The organism is Microbacterium sp. 1.5R (genome assembly GCF_007667425.1).
Taxonomy (GTDB): Bacteria; Actinomycetota; Actinomycetes; order Actinomycetales; family Microbacteriaceae; genus Microbacterium.
This window is the reverse complement of sequence record NZ_VDRC01000002.1, coordinates 471205-486783: the sequence shown is the minus strand read 5'-3', so window position 1 is coordinate 486783 and position 15579 is coordinate 471205. Positions and strand designations below refer to the sequence as shown.

The 15579-nt window shown below is 68.5% G+C and carries 16 protein-coding genes; 9 read left to right on the top strand and 7 right to left on the bottom strand.

Annotated elements, in window-relative coordinates; genetic code table 11:
- Nucleotides 1-20 precede the first annotated feature (20 nt).
- Nucleotides 21-1358 (top strand): DNA recombination protein RmuC, encoded by a 1338-nt coding sequence (locus FSY98_RS13225; RefSeq protein ID WP_144877123.1) that lies wholly within the window; start codon nt 21-23, stop codon nt 1356-1358.
- A 17-nt stretch (nt 1359-1375) separates the two neighbouring features.
- Here FSY98_RS13225 and FSY98_RS13220 read toward each other — a convergent pair whose 3' ends face one another.
- Together FSY98_RS13220 and glpX are read right to left on the bottom strand one after the other, a co-directional pair.
- On the bottom strand, nt 1376-1678 hold the full coding sequence (locus FSY98_RS13220; protein ID WP_144877122.1) for a hypothetical protein: 303 nt from the start codon (nt 1676-1678) through the stop codon (nt 1376-1378).
- 158 nt (nt 1679-1836) lie between these two features.
- Nucleotides 1837-2823 carry a class II fructose-bisphosphatase gene (gene glpX, locus FSY98_RS13215; RefSeq protein ID WP_144877121.1) on the bottom strand — a complete coding sequence of 329 codons (987 nt, stop codon included), beginning with the start codon at nt 2821-2823 and terminating at the stop codon, nt 1837-1839.
- A gap of 183 nt (nt 2824-3006) precedes the next feature.
- Here glpX and fbaA point away from each other — a divergent pair, with 183 nt between their 5' ends.
- Complete coding sequence (gene fbaA, locus FSY98_RS13210) at nt 3007-4035, top strand: class II fructose-bisphosphate aldolase (RefSeq protein ID WP_144877120.1); 1029 nt, start codon at nt 3007-3009, stop codon at nt 4033-4035.
- A 58-nt stretch (nt 4036-4093) separates the two neighbouring features.
- On the opposite strand, the gene FSY98_RS13205 is transcribed toward fbaA, so the two are convergent.
- The 3 genes from FSY98_RS13205 to FSY98_RS13195 form a co-directional block, all read right to left on the bottom strand.
- Entirely contained in the window at nt 4094-4615 is a 522-nt protein-coding gene (locus tag FSY98_RS13205; RefSeq protein WP_144877119.1) for a DUF6264 family protein, read from the bottom strand.
- 272 nt (nt 4616-4887) lie between these two features.
- Nucleotides 4888-5676 (bottom strand): IclR family transcriptional regulator, encoded by a 789-nt coding sequence (locus FSY98_RS13200; protein ID WP_144877118.1) that lies wholly within the window; start codon nt 5674-5676, stop codon nt 4888-4890.
- Between the two features lie 2 nt (nt 5677-5678).
- The gene (locus FSY98_RS13195) at nt 5679-6722 is read right to left on the bottom strand and encodes a 4-hydroxy-3-methylbut-2-enyl diphosphate reductase (protein WP_186307718.1); all 1044 of its coding nucleotides are present in this window, start codon (nt 6720-6722) and stop codon (nt 5679-5681) included.
- A 90-nt stretch (nt 6723-6812) separates the two neighbouring features.
- On the opposite strand from FSY98_RS13195, the gene xseA reads away from it, so the two are divergent.
- The 6 genes from xseA to FSY98_RS13165 all read left to right on the top strand — a co-directional run bounded on the left by xseA (nt 6813) and on the right by FSY98_RS13165 (nt 12187).
- Complete coding sequence (gene xseA, locus FSY98_RS13190; RefSeq protein WP_144877116.1) at nt 6813-8093, top strand: exodeoxyribonuclease VII large subunit; 1281 nt, start codon at nt 6813-6815, stop codon at nt 8091-8093.
- 87 nt (nt 8094-8180) lie between these two features.
- Complete coding sequence (locus FSY98_RS13185; RefSeq protein WP_144877115.1) at nt 8181-8420, top strand: exodeoxyribonuclease VII small subunit; 240 nt, start codon at nt 8181-8183, stop codon at nt 8418-8420.
- A complete protein-coding gene (locus FSY98_RS13180; RefSeq protein ID WP_186307686.1) occupies nt 8417-9055 on the top strand; it encodes a DUF4245 family protein in 639 nt (212 codons plus the stop codon). The genes FSY98_RS13185 and FSY98_RS13180 overlap by 4 nt, the downstream gene beginning before the upstream one ends.
- 2 nt (nt 9056-9057) lie before the next feature.
- Nucleotides 9058-9747 carry a carbonic anhydrase gene (locus FSY98_RS13175; RefSeq protein WP_144877113.1) on the top strand — a complete coding sequence of 230 codons (690 nt, stop codon included), beginning with the start codon at nt 9058-9060 and terminating at the stop codon, nt 9745-9747.
- Nucleotides 9744-11156 (top strand): aspartate ammonia-lyase, encoded by a 1413-nt coding sequence (locus FSY98_RS13170; protein WP_144877112.1) that lies wholly within the window; start codon nt 9744-9746, stop codon nt 11154-11156. The genes FSY98_RS13175 and FSY98_RS13170 overlap by 4 nt, the downstream gene beginning before the upstream one ends.
- 194 nt (nt 11157-11350) lie before the next feature.
- Complete coding sequence (locus tag FSY98_RS13165) at nt 11351-12187, top strand: DUF559 domain-containing protein (protein ID WP_144877111.1); 837 nt, start codon at nt 11351-11353, stop codon at nt 12185-12187.
- Nucleotides 12188-12278: 91 nt separating this feature from the next.
- Here FSY98_RS13165 and FSY98_RS13160 read toward each other — a convergent pair whose 3' ends face one another.
- Both FSY98_RS13160 and FSY98_RS13155 read right to left on the bottom strand, forming a co-directional pair.
- Nucleotides 12279-13664 carry a PhoH family protein gene (locus FSY98_RS13160; protein WP_144877110.1) on the bottom strand — a complete coding sequence of 462 codons (1386 nt, stop codon included), beginning with the start codon at nt 13662-13664 and terminating at the stop codon, nt 12279-12281.
- 257 nt (nt 13665-13921) lie between these two features.
- Nucleotides 13922-14701: an isoprenyl transferase gene (locus tag FSY98_RS13155; protein ID WP_144877732.1), complete on the bottom strand. Its 780-nt coding sequence runs from the start codon at nt 14699-14701 to the stop codon at nt 13922-13924.
- Between the two features lie 121 nt (nt 14702-14822).
- Here FSY98_RS13155 and FSY98_RS13150 point away from each other — a divergent pair, with 121 nt between their 5' ends.
- Nucleotides 14823-15551 carry a hemolysin III family protein gene (locus tag FSY98_RS13150; protein WP_144877109.1) on the top strand — a complete coding sequence of 243 codons (729 nt, stop codon included), beginning with the start codon at nt 14823-14825 and terminating at the stop codon, nt 15549-15551.
- The last annotated feature ends 28 nt before the right edge of the window (nt 15552-15579 follow it).

Here is a 15579-nt window from a genome sequence, read left to right as displayed (position 1 = left end):
GCCACGTGCACGATGGGGCCATGGATGCTCTGACGGTCGTTCTCCTCCTCGTCGCGGTGCTGATGGGCGCCGCCGCCGGGTGGCTGCTGCGCGCCGGGCGCGGCGGAGTCGACCTCGCACGCGCGGAGGCCGAGCTCGCCGCGCTGCGCGACGATAGAGACCGTCAGTACGACCTCTATCGCGACGCCGTCGAGCACTCGCGGTCGGCGCAACGGGCAGAGGCCGAACGCGTCCAGCAGCAGAACGCGGTGCTGACGGCACTCGCGCCGGTACGCGAGAGCCTGCGGCAGATGCAGACCAAGGTGTCCGCCATGGAGCAGGAGCGCCATGAGCAGTTCGGCTCGCTGGCCGAGCAGCTGCGCCGGGCGCAGGAATCGGACGAGGCCCTTCGGGCGACGACTGAATCTCTCGCAGGTGCGCTGCGCTCGACCGCGACGCGTGGAGTCTGGGGCGAGACGCAGCTGCGTCGCGTCGTCGAAGCGGCAGGGCTCACTCGGCACGTCGACTTCGATCTGCAGACCACGATCTTCTCCGACCGCGGGCAGGGGCGCCCCGACATGGTGATCAGGCTGGCCGGTGGCGCATCGATCGCGGTGGACGCGAAGGTACCCCTCGACGCCTTCCTCGAAGCCTCCGCGCTCCCGGTCGGCGACGCACATGAGGCGCTGCGCCGCACGCACATGCAGAAGCACGTCAAGGCCGTGCGCGCACACGTCGACGCGCTCGCTAAGAAGGCGTACTGGTCCGGACTCGAGTCCGGGCCCGAGTTCGTGATCTGCTTCCTTCCCAGCGAGTCGCTCCTCTCCGCCGCGATCGACGAAGACCCGACTCTGCTCGACTATGCGTTCGGTCGTCGCGTCGCGCTCGCCTCGCCGGTGAATCTCTGGGCGGTGCTGAAGACGGTCGCCTACACCTGGACGCAGCAGGAGGTCTCGACCGAGGCTCGCGCTCTCCTCGCCCTCGGGACGCAGTTGTACGACCGACTGGGGGTCGTCGCCGGACACGCCGACGATCTGCGGCGCGCGTTGGAGCGCACCGTCGAGAGTTACAACCGCTTCGCAGGATCGCTCGAGAGCCGGGTGCTCGTGACGGCGCGTCAGTTCCCCGGCATAGACACCTCGGGGCTCGCCGAGTCACCGAAGGGCGTGACCACGCAGACTCGGCGCTTCACCGCGCCCGAGCTCCTCGACAGCGCGGAGCGAAGCGATAGCGCGGAGCGAGGCGACAGCGCGAATCGAAGCCAAGGCGCGGAGCGGGAACTTCCCGATGACTCGCTCTTCGCCGACGTGGGCGAGATCCGAACGCGTCTCGACGACCAGCAGGGTCCCGTTGACCAGCAGGGTCCCCTGCGGGGGTGACCCGATGGGCGCTCGACTCAGGCGACGCCGGGAACGCCGCTCATCAGGAGGATGACGAGGCCGCTCGTCACGACGAACGCACCGATCATCCACCACGAGCTGAGCTCATGCCCTTCATCGCGCCGTTTGCGGAACAGCACGTCCGCGCGACGGGCCGGGTCGGTGACGATCGGAGACGCCGCTCCCGCAGGAGTAGCCGTCGGCGCGGCGGCGCCAGGGGCGGAGACCTCGTCCAGGTTCACCCGAAGAATGCGGCCCGTGTTCGTGGTGACGATCTTCGTGCGTGCGGCCTGAGATCCACTCGTCTGCTGCGTTGCCATCTGTTCGCCCTCCTGTGCCTGCGGTGCCTGGCGGCTCCGTCGACGGCGACAAACCCAGGGTCAATTGTGACACGCCCACGCAGAAAAGCTCGGAGCAGGGTCGTCCTCGGGCCATACCGGCTCGGTAACGATGACCAGCCGACGACGTTCGGATCAGATCACAGCCACTTCGAGACGAGGTGCTCCGAGGCGATGCGACGCAGGGTGCCGGAGGCGCCGCGCAACACGACGCTCTCCGTGTAGATGTAGCCCTGCTCGCGCCGCACTCCGGCGACGAGCTGCCCGTCGGTGACGCCCGTGGCCACGAAGATCGTGTTGTCGCCGCGCACGAGGTCGTCCGCCTCATACACCTTGTCCATGTCGAGCCCTGCATCGATGCCGCGCTGGCGTTCGTCGTCGTCGCGCGGCCACAGGCGGCCCTGGATGTGGCCGCCGAGCGCCTTGATCGCGCACGCCGTGACGATGCCCTCCGGGCTGCCGCCGACGCCGACGCACATGTCGGTGCGCGCGGCGTGTCGTGCCGCGTTGATGCCTCCGGCGACGTCGCCATCGCTCATCAGGCGGGTACCCGCTCCGGCATCCCGGATCTCCTGGATGAGTTTCTCGTGCCGTGGCCGATTGAGGACCGACACCACGATCTCGTCGACCGGCTTGCCGAGGGCACCCGCGAGCTTGCGGATGTTCTCGCCGATGGGGAGCCGGATGTCGACGACGCCGACACCTGCGGGCCCCGTGACGAGCTTGTCCATGTAGAACACGCTCGACGCATCGAGCATCGATCCGCGATCTGACACGGCGATCACGGACAGGGCGTTCTGACGTCCAGCGGCGGTGAGCGAGGTGCCGTCGATGGGATCCACCGCGATGTCGCACTCGGGCCCGGTCCCCGTCCCGACGACCTCGCCGTTGAACAGCATGGGGGCGTTGTCCTTCTCCCCCTCGCCGATCACGACGCGGCCCTGGAACGCGACAGTGCCCAGGAAGGCCCTCATCGCGTCGACCGCCGCACCGTCGGCCGCCTCCTTCGCCCCGCGCCCGATGAAGGGGACGGCACGGATCGCCGCCGCCTCGGTCGCACGCACCAGCTCCATTGCGAGATTTCGGTCGGGACGCAGGGGGCTCAGATCGGCCGTCAGACTCACCATGGGGCCAGCTTATCGACGGATAGACACGTCCACCCTCGGTTTTCCGCCTCTGATGAGTGAAGGAATCTCGATTCTTAACAGCAGCGCAGGGGCGACCTCCGCAGTCGGCGGTGCCGACGGCATCCGGAGCCCGGCCCCGATAGAGTGACTGCTGTCCCGGCTTCCCCTATCGCAGGAGTTCTCATGCCCGTCGCCACCCCGGATCAGTACGCCGAAATGCTCGACCGCGCGAAGGCCGGCGGCTTCGCGTACCCCGCATTCAACGTCTCCAGCTCGCAGACGATCAACTCCGTCCTGCAGGGTCTCACCGAGGCCGGCTCCGACGGCATCATCCAGGTCACCACCGGTGGTGCCGACTACTTCGCGGGTCACACCGTCAAGGCCCGAGCCACCGGCGCGCTCGCCTTCGCGCGTTACGCGACCGAGGTCGCCAAGAACTACCCCGTGACCGTGGCACTGCACACCGACCACTGCCCGAAAGACGCCCTGGCCGGCTTCGTCGAGCCGCTCATCGCGGCATCCGAAGAAGAGGTCAAGGCTGGCCGCAACCCCATCTTCCAGTCGCACATGTGGGACGGCTCGGCCGTGCCGCTCGCCGAGAACATCGAGATCGCGAAGGACCTCCTCCCCCGCATGAAGGCGATCAACGCCATCCTCGAGGTGGAGATCGGCGTCGTCGGCGGCGAGGAGGACGGCGTGCAGCACGAGGGCTCGAACGAGGCCCTCTACACGACGTTCGCAGATGTCGATCAGGCCGTACAGGCGCTCGGCCTCGGCGAGCAGGGCCGTTACATCGCCGCTCTCACGTTCGGCAACGTCCACGGCGTGTACAAGCCGGGTGGCGTCAAGCTCCGCCCCGAGCTGCTCGGAGAGATCCAGGAGCAGGTGGCTGCGAAGTACAACACCTCCGCCAAGCCGCTGGACCTCGTCTTCCACGGCGGCTCCGGATCGACCGACGATGAGATCGCCCTCGCGGTCGCGAACGGCGTCATCAAGATGAACATCGACACCGACACGCAGTACGCCTACACGCGTGCCATCGCCGACTACATGTTCAAGAACTACGACGGCGTGCTGAAGGTCGATGGCGAGGTCGGCAACAAGAAGCAGTACGACCCCCGCGCCTGGGGCAAGGTCGCCGAGACGGCCATGGCCGCCCGTGTGGTCGAGTCGACCCGCCAGCTGGGTTCGTACGGCCAGTCCCAGAGCTGACCGCTGCGGACAGACGGATGCCCCGGCCGACTCGGCCGGGGCATCGGTCTTTCCGGGCTCAGCGCCCGGTGGTGCTCGTGATGTACTCGAGGAACGCGGGATCGCTCATCATCGGTATCGCCGCGCAGATCGAGGTGAGCAGAAGAGTGAGGGCCGCGCCGACGACCGGGACCCACCAGCTGATCCGACGGCTGCGCAGGCGGCGGATGGAGATCGCGGCGGTCAGCGACCACCCGACCACGAGAACGATCGCAGCGATGGTCCCCCACAGGCGACCCTGAGCGATGTTGGTGAACTCGCCGTCCACGCCGACGACCTTCATGACCTCGTTCATCGTCGCCGGGAAGTCCAGATACGACAACCCGGTCATGACCACGTTGATGAGACCGTAGGCGAGCAGTGCGATCGTGATGAAGCGGTCGACGGGGCTCGCGCGCCTGGCCGGCTCCGTGGCTTCAGCACTCGGCGCCGATGTCGCGACGACGACCTCCGGCATCTGATCGAGAGGCGGAAGTCCCGCCGCTCTGCGCTGCTCCTCCGGAGTGGCGAGCTCTCCGTACTGGGGCCGGTTATCGGTCATCCAGTCATGCTATCCGGCGCAGCTCTGAGTCGTTCTCAGCGAGAACCGCGCGAACGCCGGCGCGGCCGCGTCCGAAAACGAAGACGGCCCCGGAGGCTTGGGGATCCTCGGGGCCGTGGACGACGGGTGCTGGGGACACCTGCCGTCCTGGTAGATGGAACGCTGGGGACGTTCTCATACCAGTAGCGTCGTTGCACAGAGCGCTACATCTTCGATGATAGGAAAGCCCGCGGCCCGCCGCCAGGGCGATTTCTTCAGATAGTGAACCGGCGTCAGATCGAGAAATCGGGCGCGGCGCCCGTCCTGTCCAGCGCGTCGGCACCGAGCTGCAGGGACAGCCGCCGGGCGGTCTGCTGCATCCGCGTCACGAGGGCCCGGTCGACGAGATGCTCCGAGGGAATCGAGATCGCCAGGGATGCCATCACATTCGGCGCGATGACCGGCACTGCCACGCAGGTGTTCCCGATCGCGTACTCCTCCTGATCCAGCGCGAACCCGGGCGAGTGCTCGAGCTGAGTGAGCAGCGTTCGTCGATCGCTGATCGTCCGCGGCGTCAGCTCCTCGAGCCGGTGACGCGCGAGGTAGTCGAGTCGCTCCTCGTCGGAGAGATCCGCGAGGATCTGCTTGCCGAGAGCGGTCGCATGCGCGCTCGCGTCGAGGCCGACCCACAGTTCGATGCGGGGGTTGCGCACGGCGTCGACGATGTCGACGAGGTGCATCTCACCGTCGTGGTACCGCGAGAGGTAGGCCGTGGCGCCGAGCTCGTCGGTGACCGTGCGAAGCGCCGCCCTCACCCGTGCGAGGAAGACGCCGCGGGCGTCGGTCTCGGACTGGAACGCCGGGAACCTCGTGCCGAGCACCAGCCCGTCGGGCTCGTTCGCGAGGTACCCCTCGTGGATCAGCGTGCGCACCAGGTTGTACGTCGTGCCAGGGGTGAGTCCGGTGACGGAGGACAGGGTCTTCACCGGCATCGGTCGCGGCGAGTTCGCCACGATGTCGACCAGACGGAGCGCGCGCTGCACCGACCCGATGAGGGTCGGCTCCGCCTCCGCGGCGCTCACCGCTATGCGCCCCCGCCGGACGCGCGACCTCCCAGTGCCCGCGAGTCGCGCTGACCCGAGGCATCCTGCCGCAGTTCCTTCGGCAGCGAGAACATGAGGTCCTCCTCCGCCGTCTTCACCTCTTCGACGTCGCGGTAGCCGGCGCCGTCCAGGGCGTCGAGCACCTCGCGGACGAGCACCTCGGGTACGGAGGCACCGCTGGTGACGCCGACCGTGGCGACGCCCTCCAGCCACTCCTGCTTGACCTCTTCGGCATAGTCGACCCGGTACGCCGCCTTCGCGCCGTACTCGAGGGCGACCTCGACGAGGCGCACGCTGTTGGACGAGTTCGCCGATCCGACGACGATCACGAGATCCGCATTCTTCGCGACCTTCTTGATCGCCACCTGGCGGTTCTGGGTCGCGTAGCAGATGTCGTCGGACGGCGGGTTGTGCAGGTCGGGGAAGCGCGTGCGGAGACGGTTGACGGTCTCCATCGTCTCGTCCACCGAGAGCGTGGTCTGCGACAGCCAGACGACCTTCGACGGGTCCTTGACCTCGACCGTGTCCGCTTCCTCCGGGGAGTTCACGACGGTGACGTGCTCGGGCGCCTCGCCCGCCGTCCCCTCCACCTCTTCATGGCCGTCATGGCCGATGAGCAGGATCTCGAAGTCGTCGCGCGCGAAGCGCACCGCCTCGCGGTGCACCTTGGTGACGAGTGGGCACGTGGCGTCGATGGCGTGCAGACCACGATCGGATGCCGCGTTCACGACGGCCGGCGACACCCCGTGCGCGCTGAAGACGACGTGCGCACCCTCGGGGACTTCGTCGACCTCCTCGACGAAGATCGCGCCCTTCTCCTCGAGCTCGGTCACCACGTGGATGTTGTGCACGATCTGCTTGCGCACGTAGACCGGCGCTCCGTAACGCTCGAGGGCCTTCTCGACCGCGACCACGGCCCGGTCGACACCGGCGCAGTATCCGCGGGGGGCGGCGAGCAGAACACGCTTCTGTCCGACCACCGGGTTATCCTGAAGCCGACCTGCCGCCGCACGTACTCGTGGGATGCGGGGGGTCGGGAGATGTACGGCAGTCGAAGTCACCCTGCAATTCTACCGTCGACTGGCTGAGCAGGACCGGGAAGGTGCAGTGAGCGGATGACCGTGTTCGAAGCGTCGACGCGCCCCGGTGAGACGCCGCCGGCGGATGCCGTCGCCCCTCGCGATTCATCGGCCGCGGCCCCCACCTCGGTGGCGCGTCTGAATGCCACGATCCGCGACTTCGTCGCCCGCTGGAACACGGTGTGGGTCGAAGGCGAGATCACGTCGTGGAACGTCCGCGCCGGCAATATCTTCGCCCGACTCAAAGACACCCGCTCCGACGCTCAGATCTCGATCCGCATCTGGTCGAGTGTGCGCCCGCGCATCCCGAACGACCTCGGCGTCGGCGATCATGTCGTCGCGGCGGTCAAGGCCGACTACTTCGTGAAGTCGGGTGACTTCAGTTTCGCGGTGTCGGCCATGAAGCACGTGGGACTCGGCGATCAGCTCGAGCGCCTCGAGCGGCTTCGGGCGCAGCTGCGCCAGGAAGGGCTCTTCGACGCGGCGCGCAAGAAGCGGCTGCCTTTCCTCCCCCACGTGATCGGCCTCATCACCGGCGAGCGGTCGGATGCCGAGAAGGACGTGCATCGCAATGCCGAACTGCGATGGCCGCAGGTGCGGTTCCGCACCGAGTACGCCGCAGTCCAGGGCGACCGGTGCGTGCCCGACACTCTCGCCGCCCTCGCCCGTCTCGACGCCGACCCCGACGTCGACGTGATCGTGATCGCTCGCGGCGGCGGCGATCCGCAGGCGCTGCTGGGGTTCAGCGATGAGCGACTGGTGCGCGCGGTCGCCGCGGCATCCACCCCCGTGGTGAGCGCGATCGGTCACGAGAACGACCACCCCCTGCTCGACGACGTCGCCGACCTGCGGGCCTCGACGCCCACCGATGCCGCGAAGCGCGTGGTGCCTGACGTCAGCGAGCAGCGGGCGCTCATCGCTCAGCTGCGCTCACGATCGACCTCGCGTCTCACGCAGCGGATCACCCACGACATCGCCCAGCTCGAGCAGCTCCGCTCTCGACCGGCGCTGCGCTCCCCCGACCCGATCATCGACTCGCGGTCGCAGGAGGTATGGCTCATGCTCTCCCGCGGGCGCGACAGCATCACGCGTCAGCTCGACGCGGCTGGGCGCGCGACGAGCGAGCTCCGGGCCTCCTTGCGGGCGCTCTCCCCCGCCGCGACGCTGGCCCGTGGGTACGCGATCGCGCATCTCGACGGCGGAGTGATACTCCGCGATGCCGCCGATGCCCCCGCGGGCAGCACCCTCACCATCACGGTCGACCGCGGTTCGCTCGCCGCGCGCTCCGAGGGTGAGATCGCCGAGAGCGACGACTGATCGGACGGAAGCTTGCGAGCCCCGGGGCGCCCGCTCGACGCCTCCCCGCCGGGTGAGCGGCCGGTGCGCACCGCGTAGGATGGAGGCGTGAGTGCGCTGAACGACACCCCTGTGGACACGCTGTCGTTCGAGGCCGCCCGCGACGAGCTCGTGAAGGTCGTGGCGGAGCTCGAGCAGGGAGCCCCCACCCTGGAGCAGTCGCTGGCGCTCTGGGAGCGCGGCGAGGCTCTCGCCGCGCGCTGCGAAGAGTGGCTCCTCGGCGCGAAGCGCCGTCTCGAGGCCGCCCGTGCCGCGGCATCCGACTCCTCCGACGGGGCGGAGTCGTGAACAAGCGAGCCCCCATCGTCGCCGAACTCGGACGCCCCGAGACGCCCGAAGAGACGGCGTCACGCAAAGCGGAGTTCAGCAAGGCCTACCGATCGAGCCAGACCGTTCGCGGACTGATCGCCGCGCTCCTCGCCACGCTGGCGATCGTCGTCGTCATCGTGCTGGCCGTGCCGCGCGGCGAGCCGGCGTCGGAGCGGCAGGTCGACATGGTCGGCATCGCCGCCGACGTCGAGTCGTCGCTCGACACACCCGTGCTGGTGCCGGATCTCGGCGACTTCTGGCGCGTCAACGCCGCCGGTCTCACGAACGGCGCGCCTCCCGTCTGGGACGTCACGCTCGCCCCCGCCTCGCAGAAAGAGCGCGGCTTCGTGAAGCTCGCGCAGGCCTTCGGAGTCGACTCGTCCTGGGCGCCGCAGCGCCTCAACGGCATCGCCCCGACCGATGAGACGACGATCGGCGGACTGCAGTGGGATGTCTACGCGCTCGGCGACGCCGGGGCGAAGCAGAACGTGACCTACGCCATCGGCACGCAGGCGGGCGACGACTATGTGCTCCTGTACGGCTCGCGCTCCGCCGAGTCGACCGCCGACCTCGCCGAAACCCTCGTCCCCCAGATCCGCGATCTCTCGGAGTAGCCATGACGCACCCGCTCACGCCCGCCGCCGCCTGGACGCAGATGCAGGAGGGGAACCGGCGATTCGTGAACGACGAGCCCCGTCACCCCAATCAGGATGTGGCGAGACGACGTGACCTCGAGGCCGCGCAGCACCCGGTGGCCACGCTGTTCGGATGCTCCGACTCCCGCCTCGCCGCCGAGATCATCTTCGACCTCGGCCTCGGCGACCTCTTCGTCGTCCGCAACGCCGGCCAGGTGATGGGCGAGTCGATCGTCGCGAGCCTCGAGTACGCGGTGGCCGTGCTGGAAGTGCCGCTGATCGTGGTGCTCGCGCACGACTCCTGTGGCGCCGTGCGAGCCGCGATCGACGGCACGGCGATAAACGCCGAGCCGCTTCCGCCGCACATCTGGAAGCTCGTCGCGCCGATCGTGCCCGCCGCGCGCAAGGTGCTCGCCGAGAGCGGCGGCACGACCGTCGACGAGATCGACGCCGAGCTCGTCGGCCGTGAGCACCTGCGCAACACCGTCGGCGATCTGCTGCAGTCGTCCGAGATCATCTCGAACGCTGTGGCCGAGGGCCGACTGGGCATCGTCGGCGCCAACTACCGACTCGCAGAGGGCACCGCGGTGCCCGTCATCACCGTCGGCATCGACACCGACGACAACGAGACCGAGGGGCAGAGCCCCGCAACCAAGGAGGGTTCGGAATGACCGACCAGCGCAGCGACGATCAGTCGCAGTACCGCATCGAGCACGACACCATGGGCGAGGTGCGCGTGCCCGTGAACGCGCTCTACGGGGCGCAGACCCAGCGCGCGGTGGAGAACTTCCCCATCTCGGGCAAGGGACTCGAGTCGGCGCAGATCGCTGCGCTTGCACGCATCAAGAAGGCGGCAGCGCTCGCGAACAAGGACCTCGGCACGCTCGACGGGGCGATCGCCGATGCCATCGCCGAGGCGGCCGACCAGGTCGCCGCCGGCACGCACGACGGCGAATTCCCGGTCGACACGTACCAGACCGGCTCCGGCACGTCGTCGAACATGAACATGAACGAGGTGCTGGCGACGCTGGCCACCCGCATCCTGGGTGCGAACGTGCACCCGAACGACCACGTCAACGCGTCGCAGTCGTCGAACGATGTGTTCCCGACCTCGGTGCACATCGCCGTCACCCAGGCGCTCATCGACACTCTGATCCCGGCACTCGACCACCTCGCCGTCGCGCTCGAGGCGAAGGCAGAGCTCTGGAAGGATGCCGTCAAGTCGGGCCGCACGCACCTCATGGACGCCACCCCGGTCACCCTGGGTCAGGAGTTCGGCGGCTACGCGCGTCAGATCCGCCTCGGCATCGAGCGCGTGCAGTCGGCGCTCCCCCGCGTCGCCGAGGTGCCGCTCGGCGGCACCGCCACCGGCACCGGCATCAACACCCCGCTCGGCTTCCCGCAGAAGGTCATCGAGCTGCTCGCGGCCGAGACCGAGCTGCCCATCACCGAGGCGAAGGACCACTTCGAGGCGCAGGGTGCCCGTGACGGTCTCGTCGAGGCCTCGGGCTCGCTGCGCACCATCGCGGTGTCGCTCACCAAGATCAACAACGACCTTCGCTGGATGGGCTCCGGCCCCAACACGGGTCTCGGTGAACTGCAAATCCCCGACCTGCAGCCGGGCTCGTCGATCATGCCTGGCAAGGTCAACCCCGTCGTCCCCGAGGCCGTGCTCATGGTCTGTGCGCGCGTGATCGGCAACGACGCGACCGTGGCATGGGCGGGGGCATCCGGAGCGTTCGAGCTGAACGTCGCGATCCCTGTGATGGGCACGGCACTGCTCGAGTCGATCCGTCTGCTCGCCAACGCCTCGCGCGTGCTGGCCGACAAGACCGTCGACGGCCTACAGGCCAACCTCGACCGCGCGGCCGCCTTCGCGGGTATGAGCCCGTCGATCGTGACGCCCCTGAACAAGCTCATCGGGTATGAGGCCGCGGCGAAGATCGCCAAGCACTCGGTCGCCAAGGGCATCACGGTGCGCGATGCCGTGATCGACCTCGGCTACGTCGAGCGTGGCGACCTCACCCTCGAGCAGCTCGACGAGAAGCTCGACCTGCTCTCGATGACCCACCCGGGCTGATCCGGCTTGGGCGCCCCGTTCTGCGGGCCTCGTCCCGATCCGCCGAACTCTTCGGAGAACTCTTCAGCAGATCGGGACGTGGTCCGCGGATCGGGGCGTTTTTCTTCTCCTGCACAATGTGCGGATACGCCGCGGGAGAGCGATCTCCTGGGGAGAGGCGACCCGAACCCGCCGGTAGCGAGCATGGTGGGGGCATGCTCTCCGCTGCTGACACGATCCGCCGCATGGGCGGCCTCGCAAGGGGAACCGACCTGCAGAAGATCGGCTTCACGCGTCGGGCCCTCTCACGAGCCGTCCAGCGCGGCGACATAGCGCGCATCCGCGACGGTGTGTTCGCCGTGGGACCGCTCGACCGGCACGTTCTCGCCGCGACGGCGCACGGCGGAGCGCTGACCTGCGTGAGCGTCCTTCGCCTGACGGGTATCTGGGTACTCTCGCCGGCGCCGGGACCCCACGTGTGGATCGGTTCCGACCACCATCCGCTCCTGCACACCGACTGTGCGTGCGTCACGCACTACCGTCGCGGGCGACCACCGCTGGGCGTCGCGCCCCTGGAGTCCGCGCTCGTGCACTACCTGCGCTGCGCCGGGGATGAGGCATTCTTCGCTGCGTACGAGTCCGCCCTCCGGCTGGGACTGCTGTCGTCTGCCGCACGTACCCGGATCCGCGAGTCGCTGCCGGCGACATCGCGCTGGCTCATCGATCTCGCGCGCAGCGACGCCGACAGTGGCCTCGAGTCTCTTCTGCGGTTCCGTCTGCACGTCATCGGCATCGGGCTCGATTGTCAAGTCATGATCAACGGTGTGGGTCGGGTCGATTTCGTTCTCGCAGGTCTGGTGATCCTGGAGACGGACGGGAAGGAGAATCACGAGGGCATGACGAACCGCCACAAGGACCATGTGCGGGATGCCGCCGCCTCCGCGCTCGGCTTCGAGACCTTGCGGTTCGATTACGCGCAGGTGGTCTACGACTGGCCCACCGTTCAGGCCGCCATTCTCGCCGCGCTCACCCGATCCAGGGATCGAGCGTGACCCGTTCGCGGACCAGGTCCCGATCCGCGGAACTTCTTTCCGATCCCGCCAGCTGATCGGGACCTGGTCCGCAGATCGGAACCTCCCGGCCCTAGCTGAGCTCGCCGCCCTCCAGCAGCTCGGTGACGAGCGCCGCGATCGCCGAGCGCTCCGAACGCATGAGCGTGACGTGTGCGAACAGGTCGTGCCCCTTGAGGGTCTCGATCACGCTGGCGATGCCGTCGTGGCGTCCGACCCGCAGATTGTCGCGCTGACCGACGTCGTGCGTGAGGATGACGCGGGAGTTCTGCCCCATACGGCTCAGCACCGTCAGCAGCACGTTGCGTTCCAGCGACTGCGCCTCGTCGACGATCACGAAGGCATCGTGCAGCGATCGTCCGCGGATGTGCGTGAGCGGCAGCACCTCCAGCAGGCCGCGCTCGACGACCTCCTCCATGACGTTGCCCGAGACGACCGAGCCGAGCGTGTCGAAGACCGCCTGGCCCCACGGCCCCATCTTCTCGCCCTGGTCTCCGGGGAGGTACCCGAGCTCCTGGCCGCCGACGGCGAACAGGGGCCGGAAGACGATGATCTTCTTCTGCTGCTGACGTTCGAGCACGGCCTCGAGACCCGCGCACAGGGCGAGAGCGGACTTGCCCGTTCCGGCGCGCCCCCCGAGCGAGACGATGCCGACCTCCGGGTCGAGCAGCAGGTCGATGGCGATGCGCTGCTCGGCCGACCGGCCGTGCATACCGAAGATGTCCCTGTCGCCTCGCACGAGGCGGTACTCGCCGTCGCCCGTGACGCGCCCCAGAGCCGAGCCGCGCTCGGAGTGGATGATGAGGCCGGTGTTCACGGGCAGGCCATGAGCCTGCTCGCTGATGCCGACCTCGCTCTCGTACAGGTCGCTGATCTCGTCGCCCGACAGGTCGAGCGTGGTAATCCCCGTCCAGCCGGAGTCGACGGCCTGCTCGGCGAGATACTCTTCGGCGCGGAGGCCGAGGGATGCGGCCTTGACGCGCATCGGCAGGTCCTTCGACACGATCGTCACGTCCTGCCCATCCTGGGCGAGGTGCATGGCGACGGAGAGGATGCGGCTGTCGTTGTCGCTGAGACGGATGCCGGCGGGCAGCACCGACGTGTCGGTGTTGGCGAGCTCGACGCGAAGGGTTCCGCCCTCGCCCACCTCGACTGGGAAATCCAACCGGCCGTGCTCGATGCGCAGGTCGTCGAGATGACGGAGTGCCTGGCGGGCGAAGTATCCGATCTCGGGGTCGTGTCGCTTGCCTTCGAGCTCGGTGATGACCACGACCGGGAGGACGACGGAGTGTTCGGCGAACCGGAACAGCGCCTGCGGATCGCTCAGCAGGACCGAGGTGTCGAGCACGTAGGTGCGCAGATCCTGATCAGGGACTGCGGACGTGGCCCGACTCGTCGTCTTACGGGTGGACTGCTGCGCGGTGCGGCTGGAGGACTGCTGCGCTGTACGTGAGGTCACGACCCACTCCCGACCCGGGGAATCCCGGCTATTCGAACGAGTCGACCAGGGGGTCACGAGTCGCGAACCTGAGGCCGACTCGACGGGCGCCTTGCCCGATGCCTAGAAGCTACGACCAGCCGCCGACATTTCGTCGGCTCGACACGCCAGCATTTCGTTACGTGTTGATGAACGGACCGGCGAGCGCGGTGTGGCGGTGTCAGCCCCCGAGCCTGCGCGGGAATGCGAACGGAGCGACGGGGTCTTCGCGAGGCGGTTCAGCGCCCGAAGCGGCGGTCGCGGTCGGCGAAGTCGCGGATCGCGCGGAGGAAGTCGACGTGACGGAGATCGGGGCCGAGCGCCTCGACGAAATAGAACTCGCTGTGCGCGCTCTGCCACAGCAGGAAGTCGCTGAGGCGTTGCTCGCCGCTCGTGCGGATCACGAGGTCGGGGTCGGGCTGTCCGCCGGTGTAGAGGTGCTCGCCGATCATCTCCGGGGTGAGATGGGCGGCCAGATCCTCGATCGTGCCGCCGGAGGCCTGATGGGTCGTCACGATGCTGCGCACGGCGTCGACGATCTCGTTGCGCCCGCCGTACCCCACCGCGAGGTTGACGTGCAGCCCGGTGTGGTCCTTCGTGCGCTCCTGCGCATCGTCGAGCACGCGCGCGAGCTCGGGCGGCAGGATGTCGGAGCGCCCGACGTGCTTGACCCGCCAGTTGCCCTCCTGCGAGAGGGCCTCGGCGAGCTCCGCGATGATCTCGATGAGGTCGGCGAGCTCCGCCGAGTCTCGCTTGCGCAGGTTGTCGCTCGAGAGCAGGTAGAGCGACACGACGCGGATGCCGAGCTCGTCGCACCACGCGAGGAACTCGCGCATCTTGGCCGCGCCGGCCCGATGCCCTTCGGCCGGTGTGGCATAGCCGAGCTGCCGCGCCCATCGGCGGTTGCCGTCGATCATCATGGCGACGTGGTGCGGAACGGACGCCGGATCGAGGTGGCGGCGCAGCCGACTGGTGTAGAGGCGGTACAGCGGCCCCCGCCCCTGACCCTCACGTGACATCACCTCCCTACGCTATCGTGCAGTGCTCGGGAATGGCCGGGAGCGGATGCCGGATATATCACCGGCCGGGCTCCCCGGGTATGTACGCCCCGCGGAATGGCGACGCACTTAGAGTAGCCACGTGAGCACTCCCGACGCCTCCGCCCCCGACCTTCCCCAGCTGCCGCTGCTCGAAGAAGCGGCCGACGACGCGCACGTCGAGATCAAGCCCACGTGGCGCGGCTGGATCCACGCGGGCACCTTCCCGGTCGCGATCGCCGCCGGAGTGGTGCTCATCGTCGTCGCCCAGGGAGGCGCCGCGAAGTGGGCGGCTGCCGTGTTCATGGCCACCTCGATGCTGCTGTTCGGCAACTCGGCGCTGTACCACCGGTTCGACTGGAGCCCGAAGGTCAAGATCACGCTCAAGCGGATCGACCACGCCAACATCTTCCTGCTGATCGCCGGCACGTACACGCCGCTGGCCGTGCTCGCGCTGCCGCCCGAGAAAGGGACCTTGCTGCTCGCCCTGGTGTGGGGCGGCACCGTGGTCGGCATCCTGTTCCGCGTGTTCTGGATCCACGCGCCGCGCTGGCTGTACGTCGCCCTCTACCTGCTGATGGGCTGGGCTGCGGTGATGTTCATGGCGGATCTGTTCACGGCGAATGCGGCCATGATGGTGCTCGTGATCATCGGCGGGCTGCTGTACACCGGCGGTGCCGTGGTCTACGCGCTGAAGAAGCCGAATCCGTGGCCGGGGCACTTCGGCTTCCACGAGATCTTCCACGTGTGCACGGTGCTGGCGTTCCTGTGCCACTGGACGGCGTGCCTGCTGATCGCCCTCGAGCCGCTGTCGCCCTCGCTGGGCGCCTGACCCGCGTCGCCGGTCGCAGGGCGTCCGG